Origin of the sequence: Burkholderia sp. Ac-20392, from assembly GCF_017104585.1 — a bacterium.
GTDB classification, from domain to species: Bacteria; Pseudomonadota; Gammaproteobacteria; order Burkholderiales; family Burkholderiaceae; genus Burkholderia; species Burkholderia lata.
Genome location: NZ_JAAGPB010000033.1, coordinates 1 through 11,764, shown reverse-complemented (window position 1 = coordinate 11,764; position 11,764 = coordinate 1). Strand labels below are relative to the sequence as shown.

The 11,764-nt window shown below is 65.4% G+C and carries 14 protein-coding genes; 8 read left to right on the top strand and 6 right to left on the bottom strand.

The window, feature by feature from the left end; all coding sequences use genetic code 11:
* Position 1: 1 nt before the first annotated feature.
* Entirely contained in the window at positions 2–664 is a 663-nt protein-coding gene (gene parA, locus G3N99_RS07175; RefSeq protein ID WP_059238301.1) for a ParA family partition ATPase, read from the bottom strand.
* A gap of 1,244 nt (positions 665–1,908) precedes the next feature.
* On the opposite strand from parA, the gene arsC reads away from it, so the two are divergent.
* Positions 1,909–2,268 carry an arsenate reductase (glutaredoxin) gene (gene arsC, locus G3N99_RS07170; protein ID WP_206122027.1) on the top strand — a complete coding sequence of 120 codons (360 nt, stop codon included), beginning with the start codon at positions 1,909–1,911 and terminating at the stop codon, positions 2,266–2,268.
* A 138-nt stretch (positions 2,269–2,406) separates the two neighbouring features.
* Here arsC and G3N99_RS07165 read toward each other — a convergent pair whose 3' ends face one another.
* Positions 2,407–2,628, bottom strand: a complete 222-nt coding sequence (locus tag G3N99_RS07165) for a zf-HC2 domain-containing protein (protein ID WP_206122026.1) — start codon at positions 2,626–2,628, stop codon at positions 2,407–2,409.
* Positions 2,606–3,205 (bottom strand): RNA polymerase factor sigma-70, encoded by a 600-nt coding sequence (locus G3N99_RS07160; protein WP_069252807.1) that lies wholly within the window; start codon positions 3,203–3,205, stop codon positions 2,606–2,608. Before G3N99_RS07160 ends, G3N99_RS07165 begins: the two co-directional genes overlap by 23 nt.
* Before the next feature lie 367 nt (positions 3,206–3,572).
* Here G3N99_RS07160 and G3N99_RS07155 point away from each other — a divergent pair, with 367 nt between their 5' ends.
* Complete coding sequence (locus G3N99_RS07155) at positions 3,573–4,127, top strand: NAD(P)H-dependent oxidoreductase (RefSeq protein ID WP_039344642.1); 555 nt, start codon at positions 3,573–3,575, stop codon at positions 4,125–4,127.
* A gap of 48 nt (positions 4,128–4,175) precedes the next feature.
* Here the strand turns inward: G3N99_RS07155 and G3N99_RS07150 are convergent, their stop codons facing one another.
* Together G3N99_RS07150 and G3N99_RS07145 are read right to left on the bottom strand one after the other, a co-directional pair.
* Positions 4,176–6,434, bottom strand: a complete 2,259-nt coding sequence (locus G3N99_RS07150) for a hybrid sensor histidine kinase/response regulator (protein WP_174940467.1) — start codon at positions 6,432–6,434, stop codon at positions 4,176–4,178.
* A 108-nt stretch (positions 6,435–6,542) separates the two neighbouring features.
* Positions 6,543–6,884, bottom strand: coding sequence for a hypothetical protein (locus tag G3N99_RS07145; protein WP_174947802.1), 342 nt, complete (start codon positions 6,882–6,884; stop codon positions 6,543–6,545).
* Between the two features lie 20 nt (positions 6,885–6,904).
* Here G3N99_RS07145 and G3N99_RS07140 point away from each other — a divergent pair, with 20 nt between their 5' ends.
* Genes G3N99_RS07140 through G3N99_RS07130 form a run of 3 tightly spaced genes read left to right on the top strand, consistent with a single transcriptional unit; the run spans position 6,905 to position 8,827 of the window.
* Positions 6,905–7,273, top strand: coding sequence for a response regulator (locus tag G3N99_RS07140; RefSeq protein ID WP_011353628.1), 369 nt, complete (start codon positions 6,905–6,907; stop codon positions 7,271–7,273).
* Positions 7,266–7,892 carry a chemotaxis protein CheC gene (locus G3N99_RS07135; RefSeq protein ID WP_039344650.1) on the top strand — a complete coding sequence of 209 codons (627 nt, stop codon included), beginning with the start codon at positions 7,266–7,268 and terminating at the stop codon, positions 7,890–7,892. The genes G3N99_RS07140 and G3N99_RS07135 overlap by 8 nt, the downstream gene beginning before the upstream one ends.
* Complete coding sequence (locus tag G3N99_RS07130; RefSeq protein ID WP_174940471.1) at positions 7,889–8,827, top strand: diguanylate cyclase; 939 nt, start codon at positions 7,889–7,891, stop codon at positions 8,825–8,827. The genes G3N99_RS07135 and G3N99_RS07130 overlap by 4 nt, the downstream gene beginning before the upstream one ends.
* Before the next feature lie 54 nt (positions 8,828–8,881).
* Here the strand turns inward: G3N99_RS07130 and G3N99_RS07125 are convergent, their stop codons facing one another.
* Positions 8,882–9,766 carry an alpha/beta fold hydrolase gene (locus G3N99_RS07125; RefSeq protein WP_174940473.1) on the bottom strand — a complete coding sequence of 295 codons (885 nt, stop codon included), beginning with the start codon at positions 9,764–9,766 and terminating at the stop codon, positions 8,882–8,884.
* 174 nt (positions 9,767–9,940) lie between these two features.
* Between G3N99_RS07125 and G3N99_RS07120 the strand changes: the two genes are divergently transcribed.
* The 3 genes from G3N99_RS07120 to G3N99_RS07110 all read left to right on the top strand — a co-directional run.
* Positions 9,941–10,273, top strand: coding sequence for a hypothetical protein (locus G3N99_RS07120; RefSeq protein WP_206122025.1), 333 nt, complete (start codon positions 9,941–9,943; stop codon positions 10,271–10,273).
* A gap of 258 nt (positions 10,274–10,531) precedes the next feature.
* Entirely contained in the window at positions 10,532–11,380 is an 849-nt protein-coding gene (gene hpnD / locus G3N99_RS07115) for a presqualene diphosphate synthase HpnD (RefSeq protein WP_166891082.1), read from the top strand.
* A gap of 13 nt (positions 11,381–11,393) precedes the next feature.
* Positions 11,394–11,764: FAD/NAD(P)-binding protein (locus G3N99_RS07110; RefSeq protein WP_206122024.1), on the top strand; the 371-nt coding region annotated here is incomplete at its 3' end.

The following is an 11,764-nucleotide window of genomic DNA, read 5'->3' as shown; positions in this document are numbered from 1 at the left end:
GTCAGGGCAGCATGGCGACGATTTCGTCGGCGCATGCGCGAATTTCTGCGGCAGCCAGCTTGCCGCCACGATCGTTCATCTGCAGCACGGTCTGACCGAGCGCCATCGCCTGCTTGTACGCCTCCCGCGTCGGGATCTGCGTTTTCAGCAACGGGAAGCCGAGTTCCTCGAGCGCGCGCTTGAGCTCGCGGGTCAGCATGCGCTTCTCTTCGGTCTTGTTCAGCAGGAAGACGGCGCGGAGGTCTTCGTTCATGACCTGCGCCTGCTGGATCAGTTTGACCAGCCCGACGCTCGACCAGTAATCGGCCGGCGACGACGACGTCGGGATCACGGCAATCGATGCGGCCAACAGGACCACGCCCGATACCTTCTCGGTGATCGACGGCGGGCAGTCCACGACGATGATGTCGTAGTCGTTGATGAACTTCTTGATCTCGCGGTGGATCTGGCCATCGGCTTCGGCCAGGTTGACGACCGGAAACGGAATGCCGTTTTCGCTGTCGCCGGATGCGCTCGACCAGTGAACCAATGTGTTTTGACGGTCTGCGTCGATGACGAGGACGCGCTTCCCTTTTTCATGGAACGCGGCACCGAGGTGCATGGCAATCGTGCTTTTGCCGACGCCACCTTTTTGTTGAGTGACTGCAATGATTTCCGCGGCCAATTTTCACTCCTATTTTGGTCGTTGGAATTCTACAGGACGATATTTGGATTTCAATGAAATTGTCGTTCGACAACTACGCATTGGCCATTCGGGCTATCGGTTTATGCGCATAAACGAAGCGACGGTGGCTGGTGGCGTGATTGGATGGCGTGGTGGATGCCTGAGACGTTGATGAGCAACCCGGTGACATCGCGTGTGGCGTCGTCGGTGTGGCTAGAGAGTTGCCGCGGGGACGCGTGCACTGCCCTTTTGTTCGATGGGGCAGTCTTGCCTGAGAGCCGGAGAGTTTGTGCGCATAAACTCCACGGGAACCGTGGCACTCGAGCGTGCGACTTGCGCGTTGCGTAACGCCTGATGGGACGGCCGGTGTTTCCTAGCGTGCGTAGTGAGTGGGTCACCCTGGCAGGGTAAGCAGCTTCCAGGTGTGCCACTGAACCCGCTTACGTCGAGACACCGCGCTATCCGGAGGCTACGTTTATGCGCATAAACCGCGAGCGGTAGACGGCGAGTGACGAAGGATTGATTCCCGAGCGCGCCGAACCCAGTGTGCGGCGATCTACTGGCGAGGCAGCATTCCGACGCATCAATCACACCAAGCAGGCACCACACCAAGCAGGCACCACACCAAGCAGGCACCACACCAAGCAGGCACCACACCAAGCAGGCACCACACCAAGCAGGCACCACACCAAGCAGGCACCACACCAAGCAGGCACCACACCAAGCAGCCACCACACCAAGCAGGCACCACACCAAGCAGGCACCACACCAAGCAGGCACCACACCAAGCAGGCACCACACCAAGCAGGCACCACACCAAGCAGGCACCACACCAAGCAGGCACCACACCGACGCGCCGAAATGTCTGCACTCACCGCGCTGCTAATCGCGAGGTACCGCACCCGGCAATAGCCCGCTTTATGCGCATAAACCAACCGGCCTGCGACGCTACCGGCTACACCCTTCGCCACTCGCCCCTCATCGCATTGATCAGGCGTGCGCGATCTCTATTCATCCTCCCGCGACAGCGCCCCGCTAGCCTTTATGCGCATAAACCCACCAATTCATTGAAGCGCATCCCGATCAGCACTCCCCTCTCGCGATCCATCGCACAGCCTCATCAACCTGCCTGCCTCTACGAAGCAGCGAATCCACACCCGATCTCCCGATCCCTCGCCGACCACCCCCACCAAGCCAGCCAATGCAGACTGGCTACAATACAGGGCTCTACCCTCCAGGCCTGAATGATGATCACGATCTACCACAACCCCCGATGCTCGAAGTCGCGCGAGACGCTTGCGTTGGTCGAGTCGCTGAATACCACCGGTGCGCCGTTGAATGTCGTCGAGTACCTGAAGACGCCGCCGACGGTCGAGGAACTGGAAGCGCTGCATCAGCAGCTTGGTCGCCCGGTTCGCGACATGCTGCGCGACGGAGAGGAGCCGTACAAGGAGCTCAACCTTGCCCGCGCCGATCTGACCGATGCGGAAGCCTATGCGGCGATTGCCGCTCATCCGATTCTGCTGCAGCGGCCCATCGTCGTTTATCGCGGCAAGGCCGCCATCGGCCGGCCGCCCGAATCGGTGCAGGCATTGTTCGAATAATTCTTGCCCGCCGTATTTTTCTGATTGCGTCAGCCCGACGCAAGTATCAGCGCAAGCGCTGGCAATCGAAGCCGGCAGACTCAATCGCCGGGCAGCATGTCACCCGCGCCCGGACGATCGCAGCCACGCGATCCAGGTCTAGCCTGCCCCGGACGACGTACCGTCATCATCCGGGGCAGGCCCCCGCCCCGCCGCTGCTTTCGCAGCCGTCCGCAGCAGCGCGATCTGCCCGCGATAGGCCCTGCAGCCACTGCAGGTCGGCAGGTGTACACGCACCTGCAGGCGCTCATGCAGGGTCAGATGCCGGTCGAGCGCATCCGACAGCAGTCGCGTCACATTAGTACATTTCCCCGGCAGCATCTTCGGTCGTCAGTCCTTGTTCGCTCAGGCAGGTTCGCAGGCGCGTGCGCGCCCGGTACAGCAGCACGCTGCAATGATTCGTCGTCAGCGTCAATTCGCTGCAGATGTCCGTCATTTCGAAGTCGAGAAATTCGCGCATCATGAACACGCGCCCGATCTGCTCCGGCAGGTGATCGAGGCAGGCCTCGAACAGCGTCCAGAACTGCTGCTGCTGCAACAGCGTTTCGGGGCGTGGCCAGGGTCGCGGCTTCGCATGTGCGGCCCAGTGCCCGTTTTCCTTGAACAACTCGCGATCGAGCACCGATTCGCCGTCGAGTTCGGCATCGAGCGCGGACAGGCTCACCGTCCTCTGCCGCGCGCGCAGTACGTCGATCAGCTTGTTGCGCAGGATGCCGAACACCCAGGTCTTGTGCGCCGACAGCCCGGCGAAATCGCCCGCATGCGACCACGCGGCGGCAAGTGCTTCCTGCACGGCGTCCTCGGCCGCGTCGGCATCACGGAGCTGGAGCCGCGCGAAGCGCAGCAGGTCGCGCCGCAGTTGGGCGAGATAAACGGGATCGTCGTAGGCGGACGGCATGTCTGGGTTGCAGTGTCTCGAAGCGATCGCGCATGTGCCACAAGGCGGGCGCATCGCAGTGCGAGCAGCTTACTGGGCGCGGTCCCGGCCTGCAATGCATGTTCCGTCACGAATTCACGAAACCGGCCGACGCGCTGCGCTATGCTTGCCGAACCCTGTGTCGCGTGTCGGCAACGACCTGCGGTAGGCAATCTGTAACGTCAGAACATAACGGCCGAGTTATCCACAATTTCTGTGGAAAACCTTGTGGAAAGTCGGCCGGCCAGCCCCGTGGGGCGGTTCGCGGGCTGGCTTGCCTATAAACAGACCTTTGTCGCTCGTTCGGAAGCAATCGATCCGATTCCTCACTCACCGGAAGGAGAATGCCATGTCCTATCGCATCGCTGTGGTCGTCGGCAGCCTGCGTCGCGCTTCGTCGAACCGCGCACTCGCACACGCCGTGATCTCGCTCGCCCCCGCCGACTTCTCGTTCGAGTTCGTCGAGATCGGCGAGCTGCCGCTGTACAGCCAGGACTACGACGCGGATTTCCCGGAAGTCGCGAAGCGCTTCAAGCAGTCGATCGAGGCCGCCGACGCGCTGCTGTTCTTCACGCCCGAGTACAACCGCTCGATTCCGGGCGTGCTGAAGAATGCGCTCGACTGGGGCTCGCGCCCGTGGGGTTCCAACTCGTGGTCGGGCAAGCCGGGTGCCGTGCTCGGCACGTCGCCGGGCGCGACGGGCACCGCGCTCGCGCAACAGCACCTGCGCAACGTGCTCGCGTATCTCGACGTGAAGACGCTCGGGCAGCCCGAGATGTTCATCAAGCACGATCCGGCGCGCATCGACGACCAGGGCCAGATCGTCAGCGAAGACACCCGCAAGTTCCTGCAGGGCTTCGTCGATCGCTACACGGGCTGGGTGCGCCTGCTGAAGTCGGCCTGAGCGTCACCGATCACGCGCCGGCGTCGGCACCGGCCCGCTCGCAGCGGGTCACGTGCCGGCGTGCCGCGCGTGACGTGCATCGCGCGCTTCACGGATGCCCAGCAGGATCTCGTCGAGCAGCGCGATGTCGAACGGCTTCGACAGCACGCGGACGTTGACGGTGCGCGTGCGGTCGAGCTCCTCCGCATAACCCGTGACGAGAATCACGGGCAGTTTCTCCGGCCGCTGCTCGACGGCTTCGGCGAGGTCGATGCCGTTCAGGCGGCCCGGCATGTGGATATCCGAAATCACGAGGTCGAACGCGTCGTTCGCGGCCGCGCCTTCGATCAGGCGCAACGCATCGTCGGCGGTGGGCGCGTAGGTTACGCGGTGCCCGAGCAGCGACAGCAGCGCTTCGGTTCCGGCCGCGACTTCGCTGTTGTCCTCGACGAGCAGCACGTGCAGGCCGGCGAGCGCGCCTGCCCCCGCGTCATGCGCGACCGCCTGCGGCCGCGCGACGACATCCTCGGCGCGTGCGCGCGGCAGGTAGAGGCGCACCGACGTGCCGGCGCCGACCGCGCTGTCGATCGTCGCGAGGCCGCCCGAGCGTTCGCAGAACGCGAACACCTGCGGCAGGCCGAGCCCCGTCCCCATCCCCTGCGCCTTCGTCGTGAACAGCGGCTCGAACGCGCGCGCGAGCACGTCGGGCGCCATGCCCGAACCCGTGTCGTCGAGCGAGATCTGCACGAAGTCGCCGGTCAGCGGAAAGCCATCCTCGCGACGCAGCGTCACGTTGCGCGCGCCGACCGTGAAGCGACCGCCCGTCGCCATCGCGTCGCGCGCGTTGACCGCGAGGTTGATCACCGCGAGTTCGAGCTCCGCGACGTCGACGCGGATCGGCCAGACACCGGGCTCGATCGCGACGACCAGCGACGATTTCGAACCGAGCGATGTCTTCAGCAGTTCGCGGCACGTGCCGACCCATTGCCCGACGTCGATCGTCTCGTTGTGCAGCGGCTGCTTGCGCGCGACGCCGAGGAGCTGGCGCGTGAGCGACTGCCCGTTCTTCAGCGCGCGTTCGATGGCGCCGAGTTCCTTGTCGAGATGCTGGACCCCGCGCCGCCGCACGATCTGCACGTTGCTCGAGATGATCATCAGCAGGTTGTTGAAGTCGTGCGCGACGCTGCCGACGAGGTTGCCGAGCGCCTGCATCTTGCGCGACTGCCGGTATGCCGATTCGATCGAGCGCCGCATCGACGCTTCGGCCTGCCAGCGGTCCCACGCCTCCTCTTCCGCCTTCAGCCGCTTGAGCGACAGCCAGATCACGGACCACAGCGCGACCGACGGCGCGAACATCGAGATGAACAGCACGCTCAGGTGTTCGTACCATTCATGCCAGATCGCCGACGTGCGGTACGCGCAGGTCACGTAGACGGGATAGCTGCCGACCTGGCGATACGCGACGATCTCGCTGCTCGCGCCGTCGTGGCGCACGCGCACGACACCGGCGCGCGGATCGTTGCGCGCGTCGCCGAACGTGACGGCGCGATCGGTGTGCGCGAGTGCCGGCGGCGGCGGATACGACGCGATCACCGCGCCGTCCGAGCGCGCGAGCGCCATCGTCATCGGCGTGCTCGCCCCGCCGAGCAGGTCGCGGTAGAACGCGTTGAAATACGACGACTTCAGCGCGATCGACACCATCCCCGCGAACGAACCGTCGCTATGGCGCCGCGCGACGCCCGTGTTGAACACGGGGATGTTCTCGAGCTTGAGCGGCCCCATCATCAGCCGCGAGATGTGTTCGATGACCTTGCCGTCGCGGATGCCGGCGAAGTCGTCGCGGTTCGCGATCGACGCATAGGGCGCCGGATAGTAGAGGCTGTTCGCGAGCAGCATCCCGCTCGCGCCGAAGATCGACACGGCGGCCACCTGCGGATAGCCGCCGCCGATCGTGTTCAGCGCTTCGTGGATGTCGGACTCCCGGTTGCGCACGGTCGCGTCGTCCATGTCCTGCACGAGATCGACGATGCGCGCATCGAGCGTTTCGCTCAGGTCGAACACCTTGAGCGCGTGCTCCTCGGCCACCCGCACCGTGCGCATCGTCACGTCGCTCGCAGCGGCCTCGCGCGTCTTCAGGTCGTTGTACGCCATCACCACGACGTAGATGCACGGCAGCACGATCGCTGCGACGAGCAGCACGATCAGCGTCACGCGACGCACCGCGAAATCGTGCTCGGGCGCACCGGACGCATAGTTGCCGTCGTCCTGCCAGTCGTCGGCGGGTGGGGAGGCGGGAGCGTGGGAATCGGCGGGCCGGTCGGACGTCATCGAAGAAGCGGGTGAGGCGGAGGTGCCTGCCATCATAAACGAGTTGCGACGGGCCGCCGCACGGCCCCGGAGGCCTGCAATCCTGTCGATTTCGACAGGGGGAAATTGTCAGATTGAAAACGCGACGAATCCGGCAGCGCAAACGTACACAAGGAAAAATTTTGCGTGCTTATCTCGAAAATGGTCGGGGCTGTTTTCAGAATGGCGCGTGTTCGGATCAATTCTGTTCGAAATGGTGAAAATGGCGAGTTGCATCGCCTCCGGTTTACTCCGAGAATCGCGCCTTGCTTTCCCTATGACAGATATATGCGCCCGCCGGCGTTCGCCGCGCGGTGCGTCGCGCGCACCCGCGTCGCGGCGCCCGCGCGCGGCCGCAAGACGGTTGCCCGCACCCGAACGCATGGCGCCTAAAGAAGTGCGCCGCGCGGTCGTTAACGCGAGAGAGACCATTCCGTATACCGCTTCGCTCCATGCCTTTGCCGATTGTAATTGCCGACGATTCGCTGCTCGCTCGCAAACTTCTGACAAAGGCGCTGCCGGGAGGCTGGGACGTCGAAGTCACGTATGCCGCGAATGGTCGAGAGGCCTTGGCGCTCTATCGTGACGGCAAAGCTTCCGTAATGTTTCTGGACCTGACGATGCCCGACATGAGCGGGTATCAGGTCCTGGAGACACTGCGCCACGAAGATCTGAACACGTTCGTGATCGTGGTATCCGCCGATATCCAGCCGCAGGCGCAAGCACGCGTGCGCGAATTGGGCGCGATCGCATTCGTAGCCAAACCCGTGACGTCGGAGGCATTGCTGCCCATTCTCAAGGAGTATGGGTTGTATGCCTGACTCGGTGTTCACGGCGGAGCAACGCGACGCGTTGCAGGAGATCGCCAACCTCGCAATGGGCCGCGCCGCCGCGCGGCTCGCGTTGTTGCTCGGGCATTTCATCGAGCTGTCGGTGCCGCGCGTGCGGGTCGTGAAAGCGACCGACGCGGGCGATGCGCTGCGTGAGATGACGGGCATTCACGACAACGTGACCGCCGTGCGCCAGGGCTTTCGTTCCGACATCAAGGGCGAAGCGATCGTGCTGTGCCGCACCGCGAGCATCGCGCGGCTCATGTCGGTCGTCGATCGTACGTTCGGCGACGGCGTGTATGGCGGGATGGCGACACCCGACGAAGTCGTGTTCGACGTCGCGAACGTGCTGATGGGTGCGTGCGTCGCGTCGATCCTCGACGAGCTCGGTCGCAAGCCCGTGTTCTTTCCGCCGGGGCTGCTCGGCGCGAACGTGTCGTTCGACGACGTATTCCAGCCGACCGAGCTGGCATGGAGCGTTGCATTGTTGCTGGAAGTGAACTTCGGGCTCGAGGACCACGCGTTCCGGGCCCACTTCGTGATGTTGATGGCCGAGGATTCGATCCGGCTGATGGGCGACGCGCTCGACGCGTTGCTGTCCGCGCTATGACGGCCGCCACCTCGTCGCTGAGCGACCTCGTGATCGAGCGGGTGGGCTTCGGCCTGTTCGTGCTCGACCGCGCGATGACCGTGCTGATGTGGAATCGCTTCATGCAGGACCACAGCGGCATCCCGGCCGCCGACGTGATCGGCCGCAACCTGTTCGACTGCTTTCCCGACCTGCCGCGCGCGTGGCTGTCGCGCAAGCTCGAGAGCGTGTTCCAGCTCGGCAGCTTCGCGTTCAGTTCGTGGGAGCAGCGGCCCTACCTGTTTCGCTTCGAGCACGACCGGCCGATCACGGGCGGCGTCGACTACATGCAGCAGGACTGCACGTTCATGCCGCTCACGCGCGGCCGCGACGTCGAGGCCGTGTGCGTGACGATCTCGGACGTCACGCATGTGAGCGTGATGCAGCGCGAGCGCGAGGAAGCGGTTGCGAAGCTGCGTGAGCACGCGAATCGCGACGGCCTGACCGGCATCGCGAACCGGCGCTTCTTCGAGGCGCGGCTCGGCGACGAATTCTCGCGCTGGCAGCGCTACGGCGGCGACATGTCGGTGCTGCTGTTCGACCTCGATCACTTCAAGACGATCAACGACCGTTTCGGGCATGCGGCCGGCGATGCCGTGCTGCGCGAGACTGCGCGTCGCGTCGCATCGATCGTGCGCGCGCAGGATACGTTCGGCCGCTTCGGCGGCGAGGAATTCGCGCTGCTGCTGCCGTGCACGAATCTCGACGAGGCGATGCTGGTGGCCGACAAGGTGCGCGATGCGATCGGCAGCGTGCCGGTCGATGCCGAGGGCGTCAGCGTACCGGTGACGGCGAGCGTCGGCGGCGCGTGTGCGAAGACGGGCGCGCCGACCTGCGACGTACTCGTCAACGAGGCCGATGCCGCGCTCTACCGCGCGAAGCGGCTCGGGCGCGATCGGTCGGTCGCGTACGCATAGTCAGCGTCTCCGCCCCGCTGTGCGCGGAGCGGAGGTCATCGGCGTGTGCGGCGCTCAGCTTTTCGCGATGTCGGCCAGCACGCCGGCGAGTACGGCCGGCTGCGACATGAACGGCGAATGGCTGCTGTCGAGCTGGTGCACGTGGGTCGGGTTGCCGGGTGCGAATGCGTCGGCTTCGTCGATGAAGCGCTGCTGCAGCGCGGGCAGGATCACGCGATCCTGCAGGCACTTGATGTAGTGGCGGTCGATCGCGCCCCAGCGTGCGGCCGTCGTCGGGATTGCGGTCGCGAACGGCGCGGCCGGCACGTCGCAGGTCATCAGGTTCGCGACGGCCTCGAAGTCGGCCTGCGGCACGTCGTCGTACAGTGCGCGCTTCGCGAGGTCGCGATACGCGGCGTCGCCGCTGCGCGGATCGATGCGCAGCGCACCGGCGACGCGCGGGCTCGCCAGCATCAGCGGGCCGAGCATTTCACCCTTGTTTTCAGGTGCGCGCACGTAGTCGAGGCCCGGTACGCCCGACGCGGGCATGAAGGCCGCGAGATAGACGATCTTCGCGATCTTTTCCGGCGCGCGTTCGGCGGCCGCCGTGATCGCGAGGCCGCCCATGCTGTGCCCGACGAGCACGACCTTGCCGTGGCCGAGCGCGTACGCGTCGTCGACTGCCTGCATCACCTGCGTGGCGTAATCGTCGAGCGTCGTGTTCGCGACCGGCGACGGCTCGGCGCCGAACGCGTCCTGGTCGAGCGGGCGGGCGAAGTACGAAGCAGGAAAGCGGGCATTGATGCCATGCGCGGGCAGGTCACGCGCGATCGACAGGTGGCCGCGCGCGGCCAGTGCCGCGGCGACGTGCGCGTAGCTCCACGCGCCGTGCCAGGCGCCGTGCACGAGCACGAAAACGGGATGATCGGACTGCGGGGTGGCGCTTGCGTTCGTCTCCATGGTGTCCGGGTCTTCAGATTTTGAGAAAGGTGTCATCTTAGACGAACCCGCGTGCGCTCAGACGGGCCGGATTCGATCTGTCCCTCTTGTCTCGTGCAGGCCACATTTCGTCCGTATCCGATTTGAATTTATCCCGAAGCACGCTAATTTGTTGCTTTGCCAGCGATTGCACCCATGAACGTCGACTATCTCTTCTATCGGAAGCCGGACAAACCCGGCCCCTATTCGCTCGACGACCTGGGCGACATCGCGCCGCCGATCGGCCCGGGCGACCTGGTGCGCGCGGGCATCGCGCGCGTGTTCGCGCAGATCGACTGGCAGGAATCGCTCGATGTGCCGGGTGCGTGGTTCGGCACGGGCGGCGCGGTCTTCCAGTTCACCGCGGAGCCCGACGGCCGCGTGACGAGCTTCATGGGCTCGCGCCTCGAATGCCGCTCGATGCTGCAGCTCACCCGCGAAATGGGGCTCATTGCGCTCGACCTTCAGCGCGACATCGTTTACGGCTGACGAGCGGCCGGCGCCGGGTTCCGCCCGGGCCGGCCGCGCTTGCCGGCCAACGCTTCCGGCATGCCGCCGCACGCGGCGCATGTCCGCCATCGAACTTCAAAGATTGCTATACTTTCGCCCAATTCCGGCTTCCGGCCGGTAATTTGTGCCTGTCTGCGTCGATCGTTCGCATATCTCGCACGCATTTGACACCCTGACCATCCCAGCCGGGCATGGCTTCTTCAATCGCCCCGCGTGGGTGTCTCCGTGGAGCTCGTCTTGGCCGTTTCCAATTCCGTCGTGGACGAACAAGAAACCGACGCCGCTGCCGTCACATCGGGCAGTTCCTTCTATCTTGCGATGCGCATCCTGCCGGCCGTCCAGCGCGATGCGATGTTCCAGGTCTACGCGTTTTGCCGCGCGGTCGACGACATCGCCGACAGCGACCTGCCGCGCGCCGAGCGCAACGCGGGCCTCGATCGCTGGCGCGCGGACATCGACGCGTGCTTCGCCGGCCGCCCGCCGCGCCACCTGGCTGCGCTCGACCGCGAGATCCGCGCATTCAACCTGCAGCGCGACGACTTCCACGCGATGATCGACGGGATGGCGATGGATGCGGTCGAAGACATCTGCGCGCCCGACGAACCGACGCTCGACCTCTTCTGCGATCGCGTGGCGAGCGCGGCTGGCCGGCTGTCGGTGAGGATTTTCGGGATGCCTGAAGCCGAAGGGATCAAGCTGTCGCATCACCTCGGCCGCGCGCTGCAACTGACGAACATCCTGCGCGACATCGACGACGATGCGGCGATCAACCGTTGCTACCTGCCGCGCGAACTGCTCGCGCGCGAAGGCATCGCGATCACCGACCCGGCGACGATCGTGCGCGATCCGGCGCTGCCGCGCGTGTGCGCGACGCTCGTCGAGCGCGCGCTCGAGCACTTCCGCCAGGCCGACGCGGTGATGGATACCTGCGCGCGTGCGCAGGTGAAGGCGCCGCGCATCATGTCGGGCGCGTATCGCTGCATTCTCGAAGCCGCGATCGCACGCGGCTTTGCCTTTCCGCGCGCGCCGCTGCGCAAGCCGAAAGCGCGCATGCTGATGATCGCCGCGCGCTACGCGCTGTTCTGAGTCGACCGAGTCGATGCCCAGGACCGTCCATGTGATCGGCGCCGGCGTTGCCGGCCTGTCGGCCGCGGTCGAGCTGCAACGCCGCGGGAGACGCATCGTGCTGCACGACGCGCACGCGCATGCGGGCGGCCGCTGCCGCTCATGGTTCGACGGGACGCTGAACACGACGCTCGACAGCGGGCTGCACACGGTGTTCGCGGGACAGCCCGCGACGCAGCGCTACCTGCGTGCGATCGGCGCGACCGACCAGCTCGTGGGGCCCGCGCTGCCTGAATTTCCGGTTGTCGACGTCGCGTCGCAGCAGCGCTGGACGCTGCGCTTCGGCAACGGGCGCTGGCCGTCGTGGCTGTTCGATGCCGCGTCGCGCGCGCCGGGCACGACGCC

Coding starts and splice junctions, on each gene's coding strand:
- arsC (WP_206122027.1), top strand. CDS start 1,909: ATGATGATCACGATCTACCACAACCCCCGATGCTCGAAGTCGCGCGAG.
- G3N99_RS07165 (WP_206122026.1), bottom strand. CDS start 2,628: ATGCTGCCGGGGAAATGTACTAATGTGACGCGACTGCTGTCGGATGCG.
- G3N99_RS07160 (WP_069252807.1), bottom strand. CDS start 3,205: ATGCCGTCCGCCTACGACGATCCCGTTTATCTCGCCCAACTGCGGCGC.
- G3N99_RS07155 (WP_039344642.1), top strand. CDS start 3,573: ATGTCCTATCGCATCGCTGTGGTCGTCGGCAGCCTGCGTCGCGCTTCG.
- G3N99_RS07150 (WP_174940467.1), bottom strand. CDS start 6,434: ATGACGTCCGACCGGCCCGCCGATTCCCACGCTCCCGCCTCCCCACCC.
- G3N99_RS07145 (WP_174947802.1), bottom strand. CDS start 6,884: ATGGTCTCTCTCGCGTTAACGACCGCGCGGCGCACTTCTTTAGGCGCC.
- G3N99_RS07140 (WP_011353628.1), top strand. CDS start 6,905: ATGCCTTTGCCGATTGTAATTGCCGACGATTCGCTGCTCGCTCGCAAA.
- G3N99_RS07135 (WP_039344650.1), top strand. CDS start 7,266: ATGCCTGACTCGGTGTTCACGGCGGAGCAACGCGACGCGTTGCAGGAG.
- G3N99_RS07130 (WP_174940471.1), top strand. CDS start 7,889: ATGACGGCCGCCACCTCGTCGCTGAGCGACCTCGTGATCGAGCGGGTG.
- G3N99_RS07125 (WP_174940473.1), bottom strand. CDS start 9,766: ATGGAGACGAACGCAAGCGCCACCCCGCAGTCCGATCATCCCGTTTTC.
- G3N99_RS07120 (WP_206122025.1), top strand. CDS start 9,941: ATGAACGTCGACTATCTCTTCTATCGGAAGCCGGACAAACCCGGCCCC.